This window comes from Priestia sp. YIM B13552, from assembly GCF_042787775.1.
GTDB lineage: Bacteria > Bacillota > Bacilli > Bacillales > Bacillaceae_H > Priestia > Priestia megaterium_E.
In genome coordinates, this window is record NZ_JBHZOU010000002.1 from 936367 (window position 1) to 961186 (window position 24820).

Consider the following 24820-nt stretch of genomic DNA (forward strand, 5'->3'; position numbering starts at 1 on the left):
TTTTCATTCTATTCTATGTTACTAGAAATCAGTAAACTGTTACAAGTTCGTCTAGTTGGCTATTTGTTCTTTTTTCTACAAAGTAAGCGTGTAAAAGTTCATTTTCATCAATTTGTACATGCTCGCCTGTTTGAGATGTAGCAATAATCATATGCTTACAACCTCTTTGGAATTTTTGCAGAACTTGATGGAGCGTCTCACTGGTTGATACACTTAGTGTTTTTAAAGCTCCAATTGGATGCTCTTTGCCATGATATCTCTCCAACAAAAAGCGCATGTAGACAAATTGCCTGCTCTTCCATTCTAAATATCCGGATATAATTAAAAATGAAATAACAATCCATAAGTGCAGCTGAAAAGGATGCATAATAACGGCGTAAATAATACCGACAGCTAAAAAAAACGTTGATAACCGGAGCGCAAGCTTATGCGCTTCTAAAAATGGTAAAGACCGACTGCAAATTAAAAAAAGCAGCTTCCCTCCGTCCAATGGCCAAATGGGCAAAAGATTAAACAGTAAAATCACCGTGCATTGAAACATAAATTGCTCATACGTTTCCAAAGACAATACATTTATTTTCATTAATAAGAAAGCAGCTCCAAACATCCAGAGATGCTGAAGAGGTCCACTTATTGTCACAATAAACTCTTCTCGAAATGGACGATTCCCATGTTCATCTACTTCTGCTACTCCCCCAAAAGGTAAGAGCATAATTCTGCGAATCCGCCAAGAAAAACACTGAGCCGCTACGGCGTGGCCCAGTTCATGAATAATTACAATAATAAATAACAAAAAAAGCTGCTTTACCGTAGCCGTTAAGATACCAATTACGAAAATCCCCCAAAACAATGGATGAATGTGAATTTTCATCAATAACGAAAAAGCACTATTCAAATTGAATCACCTGACTAGGATCCACAAACTTATCGCCTTTTTTAATAGCAAAATAGAATGTTCCAGCATCGCCTTTTTTACTGTTTTCCACAATTCCTACTTCTTTGCCTTTATTCACAAAATCATACATACTAACATTGATTTTTTTGAGCTGTCCATACCAAGTTTCGGTTCCATCCGCATGTTGAATAATAACCGTATTCCCAGTATCATCACGTTTTCCTACATACCTTACAATACCTTCACTCATTGCTTCTACAACAGAATCCACTCCTGTTTGAACCGTCACACCTTGCTTACTTTGAGCAAATGTTTCCGTTACTTTCCCTGAAGCTGGAGTAGCATATTCTCCGCTTACACTTTGCTCCGTTTTGCTAGACTCTTTATTCGGCAATAGCGTTAACGGCTTCCCAAACTTATCTTCGTACCAGGAGGAAACAGCTGCAAACTGAAATTCTTTATCCATTGTTTGTTGAACCACCACTCTGGCCTGTTCAAAAGTAGGAGAAGCGTTCTTGAACATAATCCCTACAATTAACACTAAGCAGGCTGAAGCTAAAATTTTAAATAAAAAGCGTTCTTTTCGAAATAACGGGTGATATTCCTTTGCTGATGGTGTGTATTCAACCGTAGAATAATCCATCGATCCATACTTTTCTTCTTCACTCATTAAGGACGTATGAAGAGGTTCTTGAGGAAGACGCTTCGTTGTATTTAATTGTTTTCGCTTACGCTCAGCAATTCGTTTACGGATTTCATCAGCACGTCGATTCATGATTCATCATTCTCCTTGTTCTTATCGTATAATCAACTATATGACTTGTCCGTGGAGCTTATGACAGCTTGACTCTACAAAATCACACAAATAAAAAAAGCTTCCTCTATCGGAAGCTTTTTAAGAACGAACACCAAAGAATCGTTTAATACGTGCAAACATTCCCTTATCTTCTTCATCTAGTGATTGAAGAGGAACCGTTTCACCTAGAATACGTCTTGCAATATTACGATATGCAATTGATGCTTTGCTTGATGGGTCCATGACAATTGGTTCACCGTTGTTAGAAGCACGAATAACATTTTCATCGTCAGCAACGATTCCAATTAAATCAACAGCCAGAAGCTGAGAAATTTCTTCCACGTCCAGCATGTCTCCATTTTTCATCATATGACTACGGATTCGGTTAATAACCAGTTTTGGAGACTCGATATCCTCTTGCTCCAATAATCCAATAATACGGTCAGCATCACGAACAGCTGAAACTTCCGGTGTTGTCACAACGAGTGCCTTATCAGCGCCAGCTACGGCATTCTTATAGCCTTGTTCAATACCAGCTGGGCAATCAATAACTACATAGTCATAGTCTTGCTTTAACTGAAGAACTAACTCTCGCATTTGTTCTGGTTGAACAGCTGTTTTGTCACTCGTTTGAGCAGCAGGAAGTAAGTACAAACATTCAAAACGCTTGTCCTTAATCAAGGCTTTTTGCGGTTGGCATCGACCTTCTACCACGTCTACAAGATCATAAATAATACGATTTTCAAGCCCCATTACAACATCCAAGTTGCGTAAGCCGATATCAGTGTCTACTAGACACACGCGCTTTCCAGCTAATGCTAGAGCAGTACCTAAATTGGCTGATGTCGTTGTTTTTCCAACTCCACCTTTACCAGACGTAACAACAATAGCCTCTCCCACTGTCAAATTCTCCTTTCTACCCTGGTCAAATTCGGTCTTAGATGCGGTAAAGTTTGCACGCGATCTATCACCATTTGATCATTATCATCTAAGTATGCACATTCCATTATATTCTCTTCCTTCTCACTGCGCTCTTCTTCTGATCGGGTAATGATATCAGCAATGCGCAGCTGTGAAGGTTTCATTAACGATGCAGCAATAACGGCGTTTTTATTGCCACGATATCCTGCATGAGCAATCCCTTTTAAAGCACCTAGTACAAATAAATTTCCTCCAGCTACAACGGTTCCTCCGGGATTTACGTCTCCGACTAGAAGCAAATCGCCTTCTACATGGAGAACCTGTCCTGAACGAACTACCTTTGTAACAGATACTAATTCACTTTCTTCTCTTACTCGGACTGCATCTTGCTTTAAAATAACGTTACTATCAATTTGTTTAACTACTAAATACTGATTTTCTTCTATGAGCGCCTTCAATTCGGTTTCCTGCTCTGTAGTTAAATAACGATTTCCGATTTTGACATACACTGTGACGATCTGATCGGCATCGCCATGCTTATTTGTCAAAAGCTTCGTCTTAAGTTCCGTCAAAAGCTCTGCAAATGAACATGTATCATTGAGATGCAACGTTAATCCATCTTTTGTTCCTTTAATTGTCACATTTTGTTGCTTTTGTTTATTCAAGACGCTCACCTCAACGAATATATAATTTCGACAGAGACTTACTCAATTCCTTTTTTTCGTTTCTTCAATCAGCATTTTTATCCTATCATGAACGAGAAGCGTAATATATGTTCCGATCAGCGTTCATCGATAAATTTAGCGAAATATTGAAAACACCTTTGAAGCGGAAATGCAAAAATGAGTGCAAATATGGCATTTAAAATGATGGTTGCGTAAAATCGCTCTTGCAAGAAGCGACCAATGGTCATATCAGATATATTAATAATGCTATTAATTCCATATACATAAAACTCAATAATGGCTACAGCTAATAGCGACATGCAGATTACGATAAGCGTATTTTGCTGAAAAATCTTCATTAGTTTTGATACGATATAGCATACGGCCGGCAATCCAAGCGCGTATACTCCTAAGACATCCGTAAAGGCAATATCGTACATGAATCCAAGGATTACCCCATATAGCATCGCTTGCTTTGGGTGATAATACACTGACATAAAAGCCAGTACCACTACAACAAAGTGAGGCGATAGAATCCAGTCTCGCCATGGTGATGCCATGGCGATAAAATTAACAAAGATACTTTCAAACATAAAAACGACAAGCACGAGAATAGGAAGGACAAACCGCTTCATCAGTTAGCCTCCTCCGCCCCTAAATCGTCTTCAGCAGCGGGCGCACTTCTTTTAGCTACAACTACGTTATCTAGGTCATACAAGTCAGCAGCAGGTTTGATATAAGCTTTTTTCGTTAATCCATATTCATCAGGCTCAATTTTTGTGATAACGCCAATTGGAAGATTGCTAGGGAAAATGCCGTCTTCTTGTCCTAGACCAGACGTTACTACTTTTTGCTTTTCTTTAATATCAGCATCAAATGGAATACGACGCATAACAAGCGCCTGTTCTTTATCATCATAGCCTTCAATTAAACCAAACACTTCTTTTTTAGCCTGAATTTTAGCAGATACACGGTTTGTACGATCTGATGAACTAATTAACTGCACAGTAGATGTGAACTTAGATGCATGCTTCACTTTACCAATCAGCCCTTCAGGAGTCATAACAGCCATATTTTCCTGCACATTATGAACCGTCCCTTTATCAATGGCAATTACCTCATGCCAACGGTCTGGATTACGAGCAATAACTGTTGCTTCGATTGGGTTGTATTGACTTAAATCCGTTTTTTTGTCGAGCTGTGCTCTTAATTTTTTATTTTCTTGCTGCAAAGCGTTGGCTTTCGTTTCTAATTGCATGCGTTCGTCTAAACGAGCTTTTAATACCTCGTTTTCTTCGTATGTACGCTTTAAGTCACCTACATTCTGAAAGAAACCCGCTACAAATTGTGCGGGTTCATTAAAGGTAGCCTGAACAAGACCAACCGTATCTTTGACAAACTGTTCAGGCCACGTTACATTTTTACGACCATTTAACGAAAAACCAATCAATGCCACTAATACAATAATACTGACTAATAAAATAACTAAACGTTTATTTAAGAAAAATTGTGGCACGATCTACACCTCTTAATATTTAGCGATATGAATCGCTTGTACGATTTTTAAATAAATCAATGTGTTCTAACGCTTTACCAGTTCCAATTGCAACACAGTCAAGCGGATCTTCTGCGATGACAACCGGCATATTTGTTTCTTCACTAATAACTTTATCTAAATTACGTAGCAATGCGCCACCGCCTGTTAATACAATACCGCGATCCATAATATCTGCCGCAAGTTCAGGTGGTGTTTTTTCTAATGTACTTTTTACTGAATCTACAATAGAAGCCACTGTGTCTTTTAGCGCTTCTGCAATTTCTTCTGCTGAAATTTCGATTGTTTTCGGTAGACCTGTTAGTAAGTCACGTCCGCGAATTTCCATGTTTTCAATACCTTCTGGAATTCCGGCAGAACCGACTTCTACTTTTAATGCTTCTGACGTACGCTCACCGATCATTAAATTGTAATTCTTGCGAATATATTGAATAATCGCTTCATCCATCTCGTCCCCAGCAATACGGATTGACTGACATGTTACGATTCCTCCTAAAGAAATAATCGCAACTTCTGTTGTTCCTCCACCAATATCTACTACCATACTTCCCGTTGGCTCCCAAACCGGTAGATTGGCGCCGATTGCTGCAGCAAACGGTTCTTCAATTGTATACGCATCACGCGCGCCAGCCTGACGAGTCGCATCAATAACGGCACGTTTCTCAACAGCTGTAATGCCAGAAGGTACACAAACCATTACATACGGCTTACCCGCAAACAAACTTTTTGTTTTTTGAGCTTGATTGATGTAATATTTCATCATCGTCGCAGTTGTTTCGTAATCTGCAATAACTCCATCTTTCATCGGACGAAGGGCTACTACGTTCCCAGGTGTACGACCAATCATATTTTTTGCATCGTTACCTACCGCAACGATTTGTTTTGTATCAGTTTGCAAAGCCACAACAGACGGCTCACGCACAACAATTCCTTTTCCTTTTACATAAACGAGCGTATTTGCAGTACCCAAATCTATTCCAAGGTCTCTAGTACCGATTCCAAACATGTGTCTCTTCCTTTCTCTTACCAAAATGCAAAGGTAAAAATTCCATAATTCAATTTCTTCATTTCATAAGTAACATTTTTTATTTTCTATACTTTTTTCATAGATGTCAACGCCAAATATTGTATGATAAAAAGTCATACTTTGTCTATTAATAACGAATGATTGTAAAGAACTTGTCATTTAAAATCATGACTACTATTATAACCCAAGGATTTTAAAAAGCATAGCCTTACATGTATCCTTTTTCTTTTAAACTAATATATTTTCGATCTCCGATAATTAAATGATCTAACAATTCAATTCCTATGATAAATCCGCACTCTTTTAAGCGCTTCGTTACCTCTATATCTTCTCTGCTGGGAGTAGGGTCTCCGGAGGGATGATTATGAATACAAATAAGGGATGCAGCTGAACGGCGAAAGGCTTCTTTAAATACTTCCCTTGGATGGACAATCGATGAATTGAGGCTTCCGATAAAAATGGTTTGCTTGTGGAGAACTTGATTTTTCGTGTTGAGGTATAAACAGACGAAATGCTCTTGAGACAGCACGCGCATTTCTTCCATCACATAATTAGCTCCGTCTTCAGGGCCATGAATGGTATATCGCTGACTAGATTTCCGCTGTACAATCCTCTTACCTATTTCAATAGCCGCTATAATTTGAATCGCTTTTGCAGGTCCGATACCTTTAATATTCATCATTTCATCAAGCGATGCATACTGCAACAGTTGAAGACCTTCAAAATGCGTTAATATGCGGTTGGACAGCTGAAGAACAGATTCATCTTTGGTTCCAGTGCGCAGTAAAATAGCAATAAGCTCGTGGTTAGAAAGACTAGAAGCACCCATTGACACAAGGCGCTCTCGAGGTCTTTCATCTTGAGGGAAATCTTTAATTAACAATGATTGATCCAATTTCGCCACTCCTTTTTAGTAGACGAAACCGTATTGTTTTAGCTCACGTATTGTTCGGGAGAGCGGCAAGCCCACCACGGAGAAATAGTCTCCTTCGATTTTTTTAACTAGCGCAGCACCGAGACCTTGAATTCCATAAGAACCAGCCTTATCCATAGGCTCTCCTGACTCTACGTACTGTACGATTTCATCTTGTTCAATCGGCCAAAACTCTACATCTGTTTGTTCATAGAACGTATGAACTTTTGCATTTGATACGAACGCTACTCCAGTTAATACCTGGTGTTTTTGACCTGACAGCATCGTAAGTGTTTCAATCGCTTCTTGTTTCGTTTTTGGTTTTCCTAAAATACGATTGCCATATACCACAACTGTATCGGCACCTAGGACAATGTCCTCTTTATGATGCGAAGCGACGTCCACTGCTTTTTGCCTAGCTAAATCCATTACTACCTCGGACGGAGTGTATGATGGATTGACGATTTCTTCAATTGTACTAACGTGAACGGTAAAGGGAATGTGAAGCTGCTGAAGTAATTCTTTTCGACGAGGGGAGCCTGAGGCTAAAATTAATGTTTGTTTCATACATCTCACCTTTGCATTTTGATTTAAAAAAGAAGGACACACCGTTATTTTAGCAATTTCATCTCCAAATGACAATAAACAAGTGAGGCAGCATTACACTACCTCACTCGTTAAGACGTTACAAGGCTTTCATACTGCTGAAGAGCTTTTAACACGTATCGCTGAGCAAGCCAAGCATCTTTACTGCTTTTATTGTCTTCATATGAAGAAAGAAAAGCCGCAGCTTTTTGAAGGGTGCTCACCATGGTTTTAATGTCTTCATTTGACGCTTCTTTCTGAACTTTTGTCAGCTCTTTTTTCAGAGATTTGATATCCGCTACCCGCTCTCCTTCAATCGCTTTAACAGATTGATCTAAAAGATTAGCCATAAACGGCTGCGCTGTTGTTATAACCGTTTGATCTTTTTTCCCTAATTCGCTAGTGGGCTTAATTTCATAAGACTTTACATATACATCTTTACCTTGTTGTTTATACGTTTTACTAAGCGCCTCCGCTTTTTCTTCTCCAGTGGCAGCACCAACGACAAGAGAATAGGTTTTAGGTGAAAAGATCTCGCCTGCTTGGTTCTCTTCTTTCCATTTATCCATTGCTTTGTTCGCAGCAGTTTTTGATGAAAAGGCACCTGCTTGTACAATGTAAAAGGAAAAAGGTTCTAAAGTAGAAGCAGCAGCTGACGTCCCCTTCGATTCCTGTTCGCTTTTCTTTTCAGCTTTACCAACACTTTCAGTGGTAGACGCTGTTTGAGCAGCTTTTTCTTCTTTCGTTTGCTCACTTGTTTGTGCTTTGCTTACAGGCTGTTCACTTCCTGTCATCATTTTCACACCGACCATACCGATGCCGCTGCCTATTCCGACTGCTAGCAGTACAATCACAGCTGTTCGTTTGATCACACCCCCGTTTACCGTTTTAATCGAAACATTTTTAGGATGTAATCGCGGCTTTTTCTTTTTTTCATTTCTTACATCTTCAATAAACACCACTTTATTTTCTTCCACATGAGAATCTTTGGATGACGGTTCCGGAAGAACCCACGTAAATTCGTCTTTTTCTTGTGCTTGTTCTTCCTTGGATTGACCGTTGATTTTAATTGAAATCTTTCGTTCCTGCTTGTCCACTGCCCCACCGCCTTTAGTTAACGTAGTCTTAGTACCGGTTGCAAGCTGAGGTAAACCGACATAAAACATACACTTTTTTCCATGCTATCATAGAAGAAAAAAAAAATAACAAGACATTTGTCGTCTTGTTACAAAAGGTTTTCGCTATTTAGTTACAGAAATTTTAAATTTGTCGAAGACTTGAAGCTCAATAAAAATAGTTGCTAACATACCAATCTATCAATTCGTTTCCATGAAAATAAGCAGCGATTGTCCCTATAAAAATAAAAGGAACGAAGGGAATTGGTACACCTACCTTTGCCTTTTTCATTAATAACGCTCCTATACTAACGGTTCCGCCTATTAATATAGCTAAAAAAAGCGATAGCAAAACAAGCTTTACTCCAAGCACAATACCAATCAGACCATACAATTTAATGTCTCCTTCTCCAAGCCCTCCTCTGCTGAGAAATGCGATTAGAAAAAGGAGAAAAAATGCGGTTCCTCCTCCCATTAAAGAATCACTCCACGAAGTTAATGGAATGAAAAGACGCTCAAGAAGAAAGATAGGCAAAAAGAATAGCAGCACTTTATTTGGGACAATCATATAGGCTATATCTGAGACAACTATAATTGTTAAAAAAGAAACAAAGGTTAATATGACAATCAGTTCTAACGTCGTATTCAATCTAAAAACAGCATATACAAATAAACTTCCTGTCGAAAATTCTATGAATGGGTAGATGAAGGAGATTTTTTTGCGACACATACTACATTTTCCTGCATTTTTGATGTAGGAGACTATGGGAATTAATTGTTGTGGAGAAAGAACGTATAAACAGTGTGGACAATGAGATCTTGGAGACAAAATAGATTTTTTCTGAGGAATTCTAAGGCCTGCTACGTTATAAAATGAACCTAACGTGATGCCTGAAACAAATGCATAGAGATAAATTAAACTCATACTATTTCTTCCATATCAGGCGTCTTGTTTACTAATTGCAGATGTTCTTTTGAGTGAAGGAATGTATCTTTTTCCTCTAAATAGCTGCCAATAAACGGAATGAGAAAAGCTGCTAGAAGACCTATTATGATAACCATTATGATCACTTTCATTAGAGAAATTCCTTTATTCCTCGTTGACAGTTTATCCATTTCAATATCTCTCCTTTATTGATTAGTATCAAACAGCTCCTTTATTAATAAACTGAATCACAATACCCATAAAAGTCATATTCTGTATGCCTCCTTCCTTAAAACACACTTTTTATAGGTAATATGGATTATACCACTAAAAAACAAAAACAGCATAAAAAAACGTCTGCAAAAGCAGACGTCTTTTAATAGTAAGGAGCCATAAATAAGTAGACAATTACACCTGTAAGACTTACATAAAGCCAGATTGGCATTGTCCATCGCACAATTTTTTTATGTTTTTCAACTTGCATTGTCCAGCCCCACACAAGTGCAAACAGTGCCAGCGGAACAATAATCGCTGCTAGGAAACTGTGTGTGATCAAAATGAAGAAGTAAATGGGACGAACGATTCCTTCTCCACCGAACGTAGCTGTTTCTGTGGAAATGTAGTGGAACGTTAAATATGAAACTAAAAAGAGCAGTGTGGAAGTGAATGCTGCTAAAATAAAACCTTTATGAGCATTGATATTTTTCCTGAAAATTGAAATCAACGCTGCAACTAAAAAAATAAATGTAAAACTATTCAAAATAGCATTTAACCGTGGAAAGATAGTCAAATCAAAACTTACTTTTCCTTGATAGCCAATATTCGAAAAGAATAGCAGTAAAATAATAACATTCGCTATCACTGAAAAGGTAAGAATAATACCGGTAAAGTTTTTATTACTTTTCGGTACAATTTTTTCATTATTCTTACTCATGTTAACAATCTCCTTATTTAGTGATGTACATGTTTATTATATATCACTTACCTAGGGGGTGAAAGTGACAATACTTTGAACTTAGTGCTTCCTTATTATCCGTATCCCTTCCTCACATTATGTTAAAAGCAGCAAGATGTCATTTGCTGCTTTTGCTCATTTTAGAAGAAAAGCCCGCACTTCTGATATAAAATACAGAGACCCTGTAATTACGACCATGTCTTGTTCCCCTGTTGCCTTTTTCTTTACGTAAGCAATTGCTTCTTTCCACTCCTCATCCATATGCTTATTATGATGAGTACTCATCTCATAAAGCTCCCCAGCTGCGCGAGCACGAGGAAAGTCAAACGACGTAAATGTAATACTTGCAGCGATTGTTTCAAGTTCTTGGACCATTCGATCAGCGCTTTTATCATTTAAGCAGCTGAAAACTAAATGAATGTTTCGATCTTCATAATGAAGGCGTAAAGTAGATAACAAGCTATCAATGCCTTCTGCATTATGAGCCCCATCAATAATCGTTAAAGGATGCTCATTTACTATCTCAAAGCGGCCGTTCCACTTTGTATGCTGAATCCCTTTTATCATTTGCTCATTGGAGATAGAAAGCTTTTTCTTTTCTTTTAAATAACAAACGGCCATGAGAGCCAAAGCTGCATTTTTCACTTGATGATAGCCAAGCATATTTAATTTCAAGTCTTCAAATATGCCATACGGCGTGTTTAACGCAAAGCCTTCCCCGTTTGCTAAGGGCTCATAGTTTTTAATGTCAAAATCTTTTCCTAATACAAATAACGAAGCCTGCTTTGACTTTGCTTCTTCAGTAATGACATCAAGCGCCTTTACTTGCTCTGCCCCAGTAATAATAGGGACTTCTTTTTTAATAATCCCCGCTTTTTCTGATGCAATTTCTTCTACCGTATCACCTAGTATTGCCATGTGATCAAATCCAATGTTTGTAATAATACTCACCATAGGATTCACAACGTTTGTTGAGTCATACCGTCCTCCAAGCCCTGTTTCAAACACAGCATAGTCAACTGACTCATGATAGCCGAAATAAAGAAAAGCCATGACTGTAATCACTTCAAATTCCGTTGCTGATCCTAAACTTGTATGTTCTAGTCGCTCCACAACAGGCTTTATTTCCTGAACAAGAGCGGTCATTGCTTCATTTGAAATAGGCTGTCCATTCACGCTGATCCGCTCATTAAATGTTTCGATATAAGGAGAAGTAAAGGTTCCAACTTTATACCCTGCTTCTTCCAACATGTTTCGCAAATAAGAAACGGTAGAACCTTTACCATTGGTCCCAGCAACATGAATAGCATTTAGATTTTGCTGCGGAAAATCAAGCTGCTCTAGCATCCATTCCATTCGTTCTAACCCCGGCTTGATTCCAAAGCGAAGTCTGTTATGAATCCAATCAAGCGCTTCTTCATATGTCGTTATCATCTTTTATTCACCTTTCTTTTCCATCGCTATTATTATGTAGAGAAAAAGCGTCGCTATACAAGCCACGCTTTTTCTGTTGGTTCATTAACCCATTGATTATCCGCGTAATTCAGCAATACGAGACTGAACAGCTTCGCGTTTTTCAACATAATCCTGCTCTTTTGCACGCTCTTCTTCTACTACTTTAGCAGGCGCTTTTGCAATAAAGCCTTGGTTGTTTAATTTCTTTTGTACACGTTCTACTTCTTTGTTTAACTTGTCGTATTCTTTTTCTAAACGCGCGATTTCTTCTTCGATATTAATTAAACCTTCAAGAGGTAAAATTAATTCTGCGCCTGTTACAACAGCAGTCATCGCTTTTTCGTCTAATGAAACCTCTGTTGAAATCACAAGCTCACTTGGATTACAGAAACGTTCTACATACGCACGGTTCTTTTCGAGCTGGCTTTGAATATTTTCATCTTTAGCTTTGATAAATAATTTTACTTGTTTGCTCATCGGCGTGTTCACTTCAGCACGAATATTACGAACAGCACGGATAATATCTACAAGTAAACGCATATCGTTAGCTGCTTCTTTATCAGAAAGCTCAGGGCTTACTTCCGGCCATTTAGCTACTGTAATCGATTCGCCTTCATGCGGCAAGCTTTGCCAAATTTCTTCGGTAATAAACGGCATGAATGGATGTAAAAGTCGCATTGTATTATCAAGTACATAAGCTAAAATTGAGCGAGTTGTCTTTTTAGCTGCTTCATCTTCTCCGTAAAGAGGAAGTTTAGCCATTTCAATGTACCAATCGCAGAAATCATCCCAAATAAAGTTATAAAGAATACGTCCAACTTCACCGAATTCATATTTGTCAGCTAATTTTGTTACGTGCTCAATCGTTTCATTTAAGCGCGTTAAAATCCATTTATCAGCAACAGACTTTTCGCCTGATAAATCAAGCTCTTCAAATGTGATGCCGTCCATATTCATTAATGCAAAACGAGAAGCATTCCAAATTTTATTTGCAAAGTTCCACGTCGCTTCGACTTTTTCAAAGCTGAAGCGTAAATCTTGTCCTGGTGAGCTTCCTGTAGATAAGAAGTAGCGAAGAGAATCTGCACCGTATTTCTCGATTACTTCCATTGGATCTACACCGTTACCAAGTGATTTACTCATTTTACGACCTTCAGCATCTCGTACAAGACCGTGAATGAGTACATCGTCAAACGGACGTTTACCCGTAAATTCAAGACCTTGGAAAATCATGCGAGATACCCAGAAGAAAATAATATCGTAGCCCGTTACAAGCACGTTTGTTGGGTAGTAGCGTTTGAAATCAGCTGCATCCACATCAGGCCAGCCCATTGTTGAGAATGGCCATAGCGCTGAACTGAACCATGTGTCTAATACATCTGAATCTTGTTCCCAGTTTTCGATATCTGCTGGAGCCTCATGATCTACGTATACTTCTCCAGTTTCTTTATGATACCAAGCTGGAATGCGGTGTCCCCACCAAAGCTGACGCGAAATACACCAGTCGCGAATATTTTCCATCCAGTGTAAGTATGTCTTTTCAAAACGATCAGGCACAAAGTTTACTTTTTCTTCTTGTTTTTGAAGATCTACTGCTTTATCTGCTAAAGGCTGCATTTTTACAAACCACTGAGTTGATAAATAAGGTTCAACAACGGCGCCGCTTCGTTCACTGTGACCTACTGAATGCATGTGGTCTTCAATGTTGAACAATACACCGTCTTCTTGAAGGTCTTTAACAATTTGCTTACGGCAAGCAAAACGATCCATTCCTTCATATTTACCTGCTTTGTCATTCATCGTACCATCTTGATTCATCACTAAAATACGCTCTAAATTATGACGGTTTCCAATTTCAAAATCGTTCGGGTCATGAGCAGGCGTAATTTTTACCGCACCAGAACCGAATTCCATATCTACATAATCATCGCCTACGATTGGAATTTCACGACCTACAATCGGAAGGACAACCTTTTTGCCAATTAAGTGCTTATAGCGATCATCTTCAGGGTGAACAGCTACAGCCGTATCTCCTAGCATTGTTTCAGGACGAGTTGTTGCGATTTCGATATGTCCAGAACCATCTGCCAACGGATAGCGCATATGATAAAACGCACCTTGTACATCTTTGTAAATAACCTCGATGTCTGAAAGAGCTGTTTTCGTAGCTGGATCCCAGTTAATAATATATTCTCCGCGATAGATTAACCCTTTTTTGTAAAGCGTTACGAATACTTCGCGCACTGCTTTAGAAAGGCCTTCATCAAGCGTGAAGCGCTCGCGTGAATAGTCTAAGCCAAGTCCTAGCTTCGACCACTGCTGGCGAATAAAGCTTGCATATTCTTCTTTCCATTTCCACGTTTCGGCTACAAAATTTTCGCGGCCTAGATCGTAGCGGCTTTTCCCTTCGCTGCGAAGCTTTTCTTCTACTTTTGCCTGCGTTGCAATCCCCGCATGGTCCATGCCAGGAAGCCATAAAACGTCATAGCCTTGCATACGCTTCATACGCGTTAAGATGTCTTGTAACGTTGTATCCCAAGCGTGGCCTAAATGCAGCTTACCCGTTACGTTTGGGGGTGGAATTACAATTGTATATGGCTCTTTTTCAGGGTCATTTGTTGCTTCAAAAAACTTCCCGTCTAACCAATACTGATAACGATTTTCTTCAACGGCTTTTGGATCATACTTCGTTGGAAGAGTCACTTCTTTTTCAGACATAATGTATACCTCCATAATATAAAGTTTCAGTCTTTAGAAACTGTGTAAAGCTTTTATAAACATAAAAAAACTCCTTTCCTAATAAAAGGACGAAAGGAGTTGATTTCGCGGTACCACCTTTTTTTATAGACGTATCCCGTTTGATAAGCCTATACACTTCATTTCATAACGGTTGATTAACCGGCTTTTTCTACTGAACTATGCAGCTGTTCAAAAAAGCTACTCATAGGCGACATTCCGAGTGCACATTCTTAAGAAATCTCACAGCAACTGATTTCTCTCTCTGAAAGACGAACATCCCGTACTCTTCCTATTCACTGTATTTATGTATGAATTTCTCTTAATTATACTATATGAAAAAATGTTGAATCGTCAATAATCTTCTCCATTTTTTTATGATTATATTCATAATTTTTTTGTTCTGCTCTTTATTTTTTCATTCGCTCGCTAATTTTGGAAATAAAATGAAGAGCCAACTTAAAAAAATGGCACCATTTCTTTCTTTTTTCATATACTTACTTTAACCTGGGCACGTGGATTGAAAGGGGCATGTACAAATGAAGAAACGAATAAATGTAAATTCGTATCAACTGCAGCGGTGGCTCAAAACAGCAGGAGCGGCTTGTGGACAGTTTATTGTTCCTTTGACAATTTTTCAAGGTATACGTACACTATTTTTCCCTACAACCTTTGATGTACTGTTGTTGGCACTGCTTGCCATACTAGCGGTTGCTTTATATTCCGACTGGATTTAAAAACCCAAGCGCTATTCGTTCGCTTGGGCTTGTGCAGCTGCTTCCGCTGCCATTTTTTTTTGCTGATCTACTTCAAATATTTTAATATTGAGCTGTTCAATGTTTTTCGTCAGCCAGTATGCTCGAATAAATGACTGCATATGTTCAAGCTCTGTTTTACTTTCTTTATGCTGCCTATATTGAACGATGCACTGATACAGGGGCTCTGGAAACGCCAAATAACTGTGTAAAAGCAGCCGTTCCTCTTCTCTGAGAGCAAAATGTTTTTCATACGTACTAAACCACTCATAGCTGTCATAAGTCGTTACTGGGTATGTGCGAAGAGTCCGAAAATAAAATGAGACTAAATCATAAATAGGTGAAGCATCTTTTGCATGTTCAAAATTAATAAAAAAACCATTTCCCCGCTCGTCATAGATAAAATGTTTAGCCGATAGCTTTCCATGAGAAGTAACAAGCCGGATCTTTTCCTTTTCTTCCATTTCATCGTTCCACTGATCGAGCTTTCCAAAACCAAATTCAAGCGCTCTTGTCATTTCATAATAAAACGTACAGTAATGCAATTCAAACGGGGACATATAGATTTTTTTCTCGCATTCTGCTACATACTGCTTCAACTCTTCCTGACGCTTTTCCCACGTTTCTTTCATCGATGTGTAATGATTTTCTATATCTTCTTTTTTCACTTCTACTTCCTGCGCCGAAGCGCCATGAAGCTTAGCAAGCTCTTGAAATAATTTATGATATCGAATATCACGCTCTTCGGTCGGATTATTTGGGAGCCACGGCATTAAGTAATACGAGCCGCTTTCATCTGAAACAATGGGCTGAGAACGCTTCGTTTGATAAATAGGGACAAATCCCATCCATCCTTTTTGATAAACGTTCTGCAGCTTTTGAATGAAGTTTTGATTTCGTTCTTGATGATTCGCTATTTCTTTAAGCGCAAACACGCCGGTTTTCGTATAGACTTTTTTTACTTTTCCATAGTCTTCGATAAAGTCAACATCTAAGTCATATTCTTTTAACAATACTTTGTAGTCTGCTACTGTCCGCTGCATCTATATTCTCCTTCCTCGTAAAAAATAAAGAAAACAGTTAAGACATTATATGCGTCAAAACTGTTTTCTTTCCCACTTTAACGAACGGGAATATTTAAGATGCTTCCTTCTTCCAGCTCATATTCATCTTCTAAATTATTTACTCGTAAAATGTTTTGTACATTCGTATTATAGCGGTTTGCTATCGTATCAAGCGAATCTCCGTCTTGAACAATACAAAGCTTCCACGTTGAAAAAGCTTCTTCTTCCCGCGAAAAGAGCTTTGTTAAATAAAGGGCGTTTTCATTTCGGCCGCTTTCATTTTCTTCTTTCCGAAATTCAACAATAATCTTTTCCTCTTCTTGCTCAGCTTCTTCTTGCTCAGCCTCTCGTTGAACGTCAGCATACGTATTCAATTCACTAGCTTGCGATTCTTCGAAGCTTTCTTGCTCTTGACGAAGCTGAAACAGTTCAATCACATTGTCTTCTCTTTCTTCCTCGATTGGGGCCTCTTTTTTCACTTCGACTTCAAATGGTTCATATGCTTCCTCTTCATATTCCACGACCGGCTCAGCACGAGACTCTTTTTTAAATACAGATGAAAAATAACTAGGGGCCTCTTCTGAATGCTCTTCTTCAATAGCCTCTGCTTCTAAAAGTGCGGAAGCTTCACGATAGCTTACGTCAAACTCTTGTTCCTCTTGTTCTTCTTCTTGAGCAACGTTTTCAGTATATACCTCTTCAGCATCGTCCACTTCTTCATAGGAGACGATATGCTGTTCCTCCGAAAACTCTTCCTCTTCTTCTCGTTCTTCATGCTGTTCTCCGTACAATCCTGTGATGGACAAGTCTGCCATTAGCTGCAGCTGATTTGTGCCTGGCAATTCATAATCAAATAAATCAATAGATACATATACGTCTTCAATACTTTGAATACGATTTTTAGGAATGGTAATATCAACAGGAAATTGATGTGATAATTCAGCCGTTCCGTCTTCACGGACAGAGATAGATTGCACTTGATTCTCATTTGTATATTCTCGTAACGAGTGCTCTCCCTCGTACGTTTCGTATTCACCTGTTAATTGTAATGCTCCTCGAATAGACACGTATTGGTCATATTCTTGAATAGATACTTGAGGCTCTAAGGAGATAGACAAAAGTTGTGAGACTTCCTGTCCTTTTTGAAACCATACTGATTCTTCTACGGAAAAACGCAGACATGATAAATTATCCTGCGACAAATTGTTCTCCCCCTTCCAACACCCGCCAGGTAATAGCGCGGTCATTAAAGATGTATGAACAAATAAATTAAAATATGTCTTTAAAACTAAAAAAGCTTACGGAATCCTCCGTAAGCTTTGATATAAAAGACAATCTTATTTAGCTGTTTATCCACGCAACTTTGAAAAAGCTTTTTCAGCTGCTGCAATTGTATGTTCAATGTCTGCATCTGTATGAGAAGTTGATAAAAACATTCCTTCGAATTGAGAAGGAGGTAAAAACACGCCTTCATTAGCCATTTCACGATAGTAAGCTGCAAAATAATCTAAATTCGATGTTTTCGCTGTTTCGTAATTTATTACCTGTTCGTTTGTAAAGAAGAAACCGATCATTGAACCAGCTCGATTTACGGTAAACGGCACATCATATTTTTCAGCTGCTGCCATCAATCCTTCTTCTAAGCGATCTGCTTTACGAATGAACTCATCGTAGGATTGAGGTGTCAGCTGCGTTAACGTCTCGTATCCAGCTGTCATCGCAAGCGGATTACCTGATAATGTACCTGCTTGATAAATCGGGCCGCTTGGTGCAACTCGCTCCATAATTTCAGCTTTACCGCCGTAAGCACCTACTGGTAAACCGCCACCGATTACTTTTCCTAAGCAAGTTAAGTCAGGCGTAATGTTGTAGTATCCCTGTGCACAGTTGTACGCTACGCGGAACCCTGTCATTACTTCATCAAAGATGAGCAGTGAGCCATATTCTGATGTGATATCACGAAGCCCTTGTAAGAAACCTGGCTGAGGCGGTACCACACCCATATTTCCTGCTACCGGTTCAACGATTACTCCGGCAATGTCATCTCCGAATTCTTTAAAAGCATATTGTAAGCTTTCTAGATCATTGTACGGCACTGTAATCGTGTTTTTAGCGATTCCTTCAGGCACTCCCGGGCTATCTGGTAGACCTAACGTTGCAACGCCTGAGCCAGCTTTAATTAGAAGAGAGTCACCGTGTCCATGGTAACAGCCTTCAAATTTTAAAATTTTGTTGCGGCCCGTATAGCCACGTGCTAAACGCAGTGCGCTCATCGTTGCTTCCGTACCTGAACTCACCATACGGACGATTTCAATTGAAGGAACGCGCTCAATAACAACCTTAGCAAGCTCATTTTCAATTAATGTTGGTGCACCAAAGCTTGTACCAGATTCCGTTACTTTTTTTACTGCTTCAACTACTTGATCGTTGGAATGTCCGTGAATTAAAGGTCCCCATGATAAGACGTAGTCAATATATTTGTTGCCGTCAATATCGTAAATCGTAGCGCCTTTTCCTCGTTCCATAAAAATAGGATCCATATCTACTGATTTAAATGCACGAACAGGACTGTTTACTCCACCCGGCATTAATTGCTGCGCTTCTAAAAAAGCTGCTTTTGACTTTTCATAACTTCTCATGTGTAAGCCTCCTTAATTACTTGTCAGATAACCAGCGTGCTGCGTCTTTAGCATGATACGTTACAATTAAATCCGCTCCTGCACGCTTCATGCTAATTAATTTTTCAAGAACAATCTCTTTTTCATTTACCCAGCCGTTTTGAGCTGCCGCTTTAATCATCGAATATTCACCGCTCACATTATAAGCCACTACCGGTAAATTAAACGTATTTTTCACATCGCGCATAATATCTAAATAAGATAGAGCTGGTTTTACAATTAAGAAATCTGCTCCTTCTTCTACATCAGATTCTGCTTCTCGAAGTGCTTCTAAGCGATTAGCTGGGTCCATTTGATATGTTTTACGGTCTCCAAATTGAGGAGAAGAATGCGCTGCATCGCGGAATGGTCCGTAAAAAGCAGATGCATATTTAACAGCATAAGACATCACAGGAACATCTTCAAATCCAGCTTCGTCTAGACCGTGGCGAATAGCTGCCACGAAACCGTCCATCATGTTTGAAGGCGCAATAATATCCGCTCCTGCTTTAGCTTGACTAACCGCTGTACGCGCTAATAAGTCAAGGCTAGGATCGTTTAAGATTTTTCCATCTTCAATTACACCACAGTGGCCATGATCTGTGTATTGACATAAGCATGTATCTGCGATAACAACAAAGTCTGGAAAATTTTCTTTAATTTGACGAATACCTTTTTGAACAATTCCGTGGTCATGGTATGCCTGTGAGCCGACCGCATCTTTTTCAGCGGGAACACCAAACACCATAGCTGACTTGATTCCTAAATCAACTAGCTCTTGGATTTCATCATTCAAGTAGTCTAAAGAAATTTGATCCACACCTGGCATTGATTTTACAGCATTTCTTTTTTGTTCACCTTCTACAATAAAAATAGGATATATAAAGTCTTCAGGATGTAAATGTGTTTCACGTACAAGCGCACGCATATTTACAGAATTACGAAGACGACGATGACGTGTAAATTGTAAATCTTTCATGTTAAAATCCTCCTTTATTATTCAAAACAACTAACCAACATATCTATCATACCATTTATTGTGTATGTGTTAGGAACAAGATGCTTAATTCCATATTCGCTCGCTGTCTGACTCGTAATAGGGCCGATGCAAACAACTTTGGTTCTATTTATAAGCTCAAGCCAATTCGGAATATCTTTAACTGACTCGACAAAAAATCTAACTGTAGAAGAACTTGTAAAAGTAATGGCATCAATTCCTGTTTCTACATGTTGCTTAACCAAGCGTTCAGAGCCTTGATTTCGAATGGTCTGATATACAACTAAATCCGTTACCTCACACTCTTTTAACCCATCTTTTAAAACAGAGCGGGCTAATTGTCCTCGTACAAGGAGAACTCGCTCGTGATGTGACACATTTGCTTTTAACGACTCAAGAAGTGATTCCGCAACGTATTCTTTTGGAACAAGTTGCACGTTAACATCGTGTTTTTCTAGCAATTTTGCGGTTTTTTCTCCAACCGCAGCCACTTTTAATCTTTTTAAAGCACTCCAACTGATATTTAACTCTTTTAGCCATTCAAAGAAAAAAGAAATGCCGTTTTGACTTGTAAAAACAATCCAATCAAAACAGTCAATCGACAGCAGGACATCTTCCACTTCTTTTTCATTGTTAGAACGTGCGAACGTGAGGACTGGTAAGCTCAAAGGTATGCCTCCAAGCTTTTTAATCTGTGCTGCAAATGAATGAGCCTGCTTCGCTTCTCTTGTAATCAAAACTTTTTTTAAAAAAAGAGGAGCCTCATGACTCATTATTTGTCCAGCTCCTCTTTTACACGGTCAATTAAAAGCTTAGCTCCTTGAGATGTTAAGCGCTCAGCAGCTTCTGAACCGATAGCAACGGGGTCTTTTCCCGTAATTTGCTCTTTGTAAATTGTTTTGCCATCAGGAGACGCGACTAGCGACGTTAGCTCAATGTTTCCGCCGTCCAATATACGCCCATAACCCGCAATCGGCACTTGGCATCCGCCTTCCATCTCTTTTAAAAATACGCGTTCAGCTCTAACAGCACGAGCGGTTTCATCATGATTTAGAGCTTGAAGAAGCGATAATAATTCATGGTCATTTTCTCGGCATTCGATAGCTAAAGCTCCTTGTCCTACAGCGGGAACGCTTATTTCCGGCTCTAGGTACTGAGTGACCGTATCTCTCGACCAGCCCATACGAGATAACCCTGCAGCTGCCAAGATAATTGCATCGTAATCTTCATTTTTTAATTTTTCTAGGCGTGTGTCGATATTTCCTCGAATCCATTTAATTTCGATATCTGAACGCATAGATAGAAGCTGTGCCCCTCGACGCAAGCTGCTTGTCCCAATCACAGCACCGCTTGGTAGCTCCTCAAATCGTTCACCATTTTTTGAAATAAGCGCATCACGATGATCTTCTCGTAAAGGAATACATCCAATCGTTAATCCTTCTGGCAAAACAGCTGGCATATCTTTCATACTATGAACGGCCATATCAATTTCTTCATCTAACATGGCTTGTTCAATTTCTTTTACAAAAAGACCTTTACCGCCTACTTTGGACAGCGTTACATTTAAAATTTGGTCCCCTTTTGTAACCATTTCTTTAATTTCAAACTCAAAAGGAAGACCTTGTTTTTTTAACTGTTCAATGACCCACTTGGTCTGTGTTAACGCAAGTTTGCTTCGACGAGAGCCGACAATAATTTTTCGCATGTTGTCCTCCTAATTACGAACCCCAAAAGTGAAAATTCGATAAACTGCCAAATAAAAAGAAATTAATAAGTAAGACTAAGAACAATCCAATATTCCACATTGCGATTGCCTTTCCTTGAATACCTCTACGCAGTCTAGCATACAAGTAAGCGCTGTATGCAACAAACATTAAAAATGAACCTAACACTTTTGTATCGTACCAATGAAAATCTACGTATTTAATATAAGCCCATATGATTCCTAAGATTAACGAAAGCAATAACAGCGGTACACCAATTAAAATTAATACATAGGACATGTAATCTAGCTTTGTTAAATCTTCAATTCTTAGCAAGCGCTTGCCCCATTTCTTCTTTTTCAATAAATTATACTGAACAAGATACAAAGCGGAGAAAACAAAAGAGACTGAAAAAGCGCCGTAAGATAAAATAGCCATGGTAATATGAATGATTAATAATTCTGACACAAGGCGCTCCGACTGGACAGCAGTGTATGTTTCAAGTGGAGCAAACGTATGAATAGCCATAATTAAGAAACCAATCACATTTGTAAAAAACACCATAAAATCAACGCGGAACAGGCGATTAATCACAAGTGAAAGAGTAATTAACACCCACGCGTAAAAATACAGCCCTTCAGAAACGGTAAGAATAGGAAACCTTCCCGTCTCAAACATTCGTAAAATTAAAAAGGCTGTTTGCAAAACCCACACAATAGAAAGTAACCAGAAGGCTATCGAGTTTGCCTTCCGGTTATTTTGTACAAAATCAATAAAATATAATAAAACGCTCGCGGCGTATAAAATCACAATCAATTCATAGATTCTGGTTAATTCCATATCAACCATTATTCAATCCTCACTTAAGACTGATAAGCTACTGAATGAGACGTAATCGATGTACGAAGCTGCTCTTCTTTTTCTTTTTGCAAAGCAACTTCCTGTTCAATATTAAAAATCTTCATGAACAGCTCTAAAGACTCTTCAGCATGTTTCTCTCCAGCCAATTCTTTCGCGTGTAAAATTGGATCGCGAAGAAGTTGATTAATTATACTTTTTGTATGTTTATTTAAAACTTTGCGCTCACGCTCAGATAAATCTGGGAGCTTACGATCAATGCTTTTCATCGTTTCAGCTTGAATGGCAAGTGCTTTTTGACGAAGTGCAGAAATAACAGGCACAACGCCTAATGTACCAAGCCAAGACTTGAAAGCAACAATTTCAGCTTCAAGCATAATTTCAATTTCATCCGCAGCTTTTTGACGCTCTTGCAAATTGGATTCTACAATCCCGTTTAAATCGTCGATATCATATAAAAAGACCGTCTCTAGCTCATCTAGTTCTGGATCTAAGTCACGCGGAACGGCGATGTCTACCATAAACAATGGACGACCTTTACGCGTACGCTCGGCTTCACTCATCATTTGTTTCGTTACTACATAATCATTAGCTCCTGTTGAACTAATTAAGATATCTGCTTCGCTTAAAGCATGTTGAAGATCAGCAAATGGTTTCGCTTCTCCAGAAAAACGGTTTGCTAGCTCTTGTGCCTTTTCAAATGTTCGATTCACTACCGTTACTTTTTTAGCTCCGCTGCCATATAAATTCTGTACGGCAAGCTGACCCATTTTTCCCGCACCAAGAATCAACACATGTTTGGATGATAAGTCTCCAAAAATCTTTTTAGCAAGCTCTACAGCTGCATAGCTGACAGAAACTGCATTCGCACCAATTTCTGTTTCATGATGAGCTTTTTTGGCTAATGTCACAGCTTGTTTAAACAGCTGATTAAAAACCGTTCCAATTGTCTCTTCTTCTTGAGCAAGCAAAAAGCTTGAACGCACTTGTCCAAGAATTTGTGTTTCACCAATCACCATTGAATCTAATCCACATGCTACTCGGTATAAATGTTCGATGGCTCCATCATTTTCATAGATGGTTAAATAAGGTGAAAACTCTTCTTTATCTATTCCGAACCATTCAGCTAAAAATGCTTTTACATAATAACGGCCCGTGTGTAATTGATCAACAACAGCATAAATTTCCGTACGATTGCATGTTGAAACAATGATGTTTTCCAAAATACTTTTTTGGCCGCTTAACGTTTTCATGGCAGATGCTAGTTCTTGCTCATTAAAACTAAGCTTTTCTCTTATTTCAACAGGGGCTGTTCGAAAGTTTAAGCCGACTGCTATAATATGCATTTGTACATACCCCCTATAATTGAAATGTGCTTATTTGTCCGAATTTGACGGGCAGTAACCCCTAAATTTCCAAAGAGCTACAGTGAGATAACTGCCCGTAAAATCCGGCGTTCTTCATTCTACTATTCGTAAAAAGCGGCGGACATTACACAGGTGTAAGCTTCGCCTTATCTCTAACTATTATAACATGTTCTATAAGTCATTCGAAAAAAAAATGTGAACAGTCTTTGAAAACATGTGTTAAGATATTAACTGTTATTCCGTAATAAATTGTATCAAAAAAGCAGCGTTTTATCACGTTTTCTGTTTTGAAACACCTGGAGGTTACTATGAAAAAGCAATCAATGTTTTTTGGTGTCTTACTAGTTGGATTTGGAATCTTTTTCTTACTGAATGAACTACATATGAGCATTGCAGCAAAGGTATACACGTGGCCTGTACTGTTAATTTTAATAGGAGCAGCCCTGTTAACTGAGTCTGCTTTATCTCAAGATCATTCAAACTTGCTTGCAAGCTACATATTAATCACTTTAGGTATTCATTTCTATGTAAGTGAACAAATTCCCTTTTGGCCTACGAATATTAGCATGGTCGTTTTTATGGTGGCCATTAGCTTTTTACTTAGTGCTAGAAAAGCCAAATCAGGCTTTTTCCAAGGCGGCACCCTTTTAATTATTGCCATTTTAATGATGTTTTCAGACCGTCTTAAACTATTTTTGCCAAAAGTTGAAGACGGCGTAAATTATTTAACAACCTTCTGGCCTATTTTATTGTTACTAGTTGGGCTATATTTATTATTTTTCAAACGAAAGTAATCTATGTAAACAAGTTAAAAAAATGGAACGTTTGACTCACTTCCTGTTAGAGTGATGATAAACGTTCCATTTTTTTAGATTC

The 24820-nt window shown here is 38.7% G+C and carries 25 protein-coding genes and 1 other annotated feature; of the genes, 2 read left to right on the forward strand and 23 right to left on the reverse strand.

Features of this window, described 5'->3' with window-relative positions; genetic code table 11:
* Window positions 1–28: 28 nt before the first annotated feature.
* From ACFX40_RS10920 to ACFX40_RS10990, 15 genes are all read right to left on the reverse strand, one after another.
* The gene (locus tag ACFX40_RS10920; RefSeq protein ID WP_050688563.1) at window positions 29–895 is read right to left on the reverse strand and encodes a M50 family metallopeptidase; all 867 of its coding nucleotides are present in this window, start codon (window positions 893–895) and stop codon (window positions 29–31) included.
* On the reverse strand, window positions 888–1670 hold the full coding sequence (locus ACFX40_RS10925) for a M23 family metallopeptidase (protein WP_028410565.1): 783 nt from the start codon (window positions 1668–1670) through the stop codon (window positions 888–890). The genes ACFX40_RS10920 and ACFX40_RS10925 overlap by 8 nt, the downstream gene beginning before the upstream one ends.
* Window positions 1671–1790: 120 nt before the next feature.
* Window positions 1791–2591: a septum site-determining protein MinD gene (gene minD / locus ACFX40_RS10930; protein ID WP_013059341.1), complete on the reverse strand. Its 801-nt coding sequence runs from the start codon at window positions 2589–2591 to the stop codon at window positions 1791–1793.
* 2 nt (window positions 2592–2593) lie between these two features.
* Entirely contained in the window at window positions 2594–3277 is a 684-nt protein-coding gene (gene minC / locus ACFX40_RS10935; protein ID WP_013059342.1) for a septum site-determining protein MinC, read from the reverse strand.
* Between the two features lie 116 nt (window positions 3278–3393).
* A complete protein-coding gene (gene mreD / locus ACFX40_RS10940) occupies window positions 3394–3912 on the reverse strand; it encodes a rod shape-determining protein MreD (RefSeq protein WP_028410564.1) in 519 nt (172 codons plus the stop codon).
* Complete coding sequence (gene mreC / locus ACFX40_RS10945; RefSeq protein ID WP_013059344.1) at window positions 3912–4793, reverse strand: rod shape-determining protein MreC; 882 nt, start codon at window positions 4791–4793, stop codon at window positions 3912–3914. The genes mreD and mreC overlap by 1 nt, the downstream gene beginning before the upstream one ends.
* Before the next feature lie 19 nt (window positions 4794–4812).
* Window positions 4813–5838 (reverse strand): rod shape-determining protein, encoded by a 1026-nt coding sequence (locus tag ACFX40_RS10950; protein WP_013059345.1) that lies wholly within the window; start codon window positions 5836–5838, stop codon window positions 4813–4815.
* A gap of 229 nt (window positions 5839–6067) precedes the next feature.
* Window positions 6068–6754 carry a RadC family protein gene (gene radC, locus ACFX40_RS10955; protein ID WP_377254918.1) on the reverse strand — a complete coding sequence of 229 codons (687 nt, stop codon included), beginning with the start codon at window positions 6752–6754 and terminating at the stop codon, window positions 6068–6070.
* A 15-nt stretch (window positions 6755–6769) separates the two neighbouring features.
* Window positions 6770–7339 carry a Maf family protein gene (locus tag ACFX40_RS10960; protein WP_013059347.1) on the reverse strand — a complete coding sequence of 190 codons (570 nt, stop codon included), beginning with the start codon at window positions 7337–7339 and terminating at the stop codon, window positions 6770–6772.
* 110 nt (window positions 7340–7449) lie between these two features.
* The gene (locus tag ACFX40_RS10965; RefSeq protein WP_377254921.1) at window positions 7450–8523 is read right to left on the reverse strand and encodes an SPOR domain-containing protein; all 1074 of its coding nucleotides are present in this window, start codon (window positions 8521–8523) and stop codon (window positions 7450–7452) included.
* A gap of 118 nt (window positions 8524–8641) precedes the next feature.
* Window positions 8642–9397 (reverse strand): prepilin peptidase, encoded by a 756-nt coding sequence (locus ACFX40_RS10970; protein ID WP_028410562.1) that lies wholly within the window; start codon window positions 9395–9397, stop codon window positions 8642–8644.
* A complete protein-coding gene (locus ACFX40_RS10975; RefSeq protein WP_377254924.1) occupies window positions 9394–9588 on the reverse strand; it encodes a hypothetical protein in 195 nt (64 codons plus the stop codon). Before ACFX40_RS10975 ends, ACFX40_RS10970 begins: the two co-directional genes overlap by 4 nt.
* A gap of 185 nt (window positions 9589–9773) precedes the next feature.
* Window positions 9774–10331 carry a DUF420 domain-containing protein gene (locus tag ACFX40_RS10980; RefSeq protein WP_013059351.1) on the reverse strand — a complete coding sequence of 186 codons (558 nt, stop codon included), beginning with the start codon at window positions 10329–10331 and terminating at the stop codon, window positions 9774–9776.
* A gap of 156 nt (window positions 10332–10487) precedes the next feature.
* Complete coding sequence (locus ACFX40_RS10985; RefSeq protein WP_098331508.1) at window positions 10488–11786, reverse strand: bifunctional folylpolyglutamate synthase/dihydrofolate synthase; 1299 nt, start codon at window positions 11784–11786, stop codon at window positions 10488–10490.
* 96 nt (window positions 11787–11882) lie between these two features.
* Window positions 11883–14525, reverse strand: coding sequence for a valine--tRNA ligase (locus ACFX40_RS10990; RefSeq protein ID WP_098331509.1), 2643 nt, complete (start codon window positions 14523–14525; stop codon window positions 11883–11885).
* An 82-nt stretch (window positions 14526–14607) separates the two neighbouring features.
* Window positions 14608–14852, reverse strand: a binding site (T-box leader).
* Between the two features lie 230 nt (window positions 14853–15082).
* Here ACFX40_RS10990 and ACFX40_RS10995 point away from each other — a divergent pair.
* Window positions 15083–15280, forward strand: a complete 198-nt coding sequence (locus ACFX40_RS10995; RefSeq protein WP_013059354.1) for a hypothetical protein — start codon at window positions 15083–15085, stop codon at window positions 15278–15280.
* Window positions 15281–15291: 11 nt separating this feature from the next.
* Here ACFX40_RS10995 and ysxE read toward each other — a convergent pair whose 3' ends face one another.
* The 8 genes from ysxE to hemA form a co-directional block, all read right to left on the reverse strand.
* Complete coding sequence (gene ysxE / locus ACFX40_RS11000; RefSeq protein ID WP_028410558.1) at window positions 15292–16341, reverse strand: spore coat protein YsxE; 1050 nt, start codon at window positions 16339–16341, stop codon at window positions 15292–15294.
* Window positions 16342–16418: 77 nt separating this feature from the next.
* Window positions 16419–17564, reverse strand: coding sequence for a stage VI sporulation protein D (spoVID, locus tag ACFX40_RS11005; protein WP_377254927.1), 1146 nt, complete (start codon window positions 17562–17564; stop codon window positions 16419–16421).
* Between the two features lie 147 nt (window positions 17565–17711).
* Window positions 17712–19001 carry a glutamate-1-semialdehyde 2,1-aminomutase gene (gene hemL, locus ACFX40_RS11010; protein ID WP_377254930.1) on the reverse strand — a complete coding sequence of 430 codons (1290 nt, stop codon included), beginning with the start codon at window positions 18999–19001 and terminating at the stop codon, window positions 17712–17714.
* A 16-nt stretch (window positions 19002–19017) separates the two neighbouring features.
* Entirely contained in the window at window positions 19018–19998 is a 981-nt protein-coding gene (gene hemB / locus ACFX40_RS11015; protein WP_014458109.1) for a porphobilinogen synthase, read from the reverse strand.
* Between the two features lie 17 nt (window positions 19999–20015).
* Window positions 20016–20789, reverse strand: coding sequence for a uroporphyrinogen-III synthase (locus ACFX40_RS11020; protein ID WP_028410556.1), 774 nt, complete (start codon window positions 20787–20789; stop codon window positions 20016–20018).
* Window positions 20789–21721 (reverse strand): hydroxymethylbilane synthase, encoded by a 933-nt coding sequence (gene hemC, locus ACFX40_RS11025; protein ID WP_016765662.1) that lies wholly within the window; start codon window positions 21719–21721, stop codon window positions 20789–20791. The genes ACFX40_RS11020 and hemC overlap by 1 nt, the downstream gene beginning before the upstream one ends.
* Window positions 21722–21734: 13 nt before the next feature.
* Entirely contained in the window at window positions 21735–22568 is an 834-nt protein-coding gene (locus ACFX40_RS11030; protein ID WP_025750612.1) for a cytochrome C assembly family protein, read from the reverse strand.
* A 14-nt stretch (window positions 22569–22582) separates the two neighbouring features.
* Window positions 22583–23923, reverse strand: coding sequence for a glutamyl-tRNA reductase (hemA, locus tag ACFX40_RS11035; protein WP_028410555.1), 1341 nt, complete (start codon window positions 23921–23923; stop codon window positions 22583–22585).
* A gap of 329 nt (window positions 23924–24252) precedes the next feature.
* On the opposite strand from hemA, the gene ACFX40_RS11040 reads away from it, so the two are divergent.
* Window positions 24253–24738 (forward strand): LiaF transmembrane domain-containing protein, encoded by a 486-nt coding sequence (locus tag ACFX40_RS11040; protein WP_013059363.1) that lies wholly within the window; start codon window positions 24253–24255, stop codon window positions 24736–24738.
* The last annotated feature ends 82 nt before the right edge of the window (window positions 24739–24820 follow it).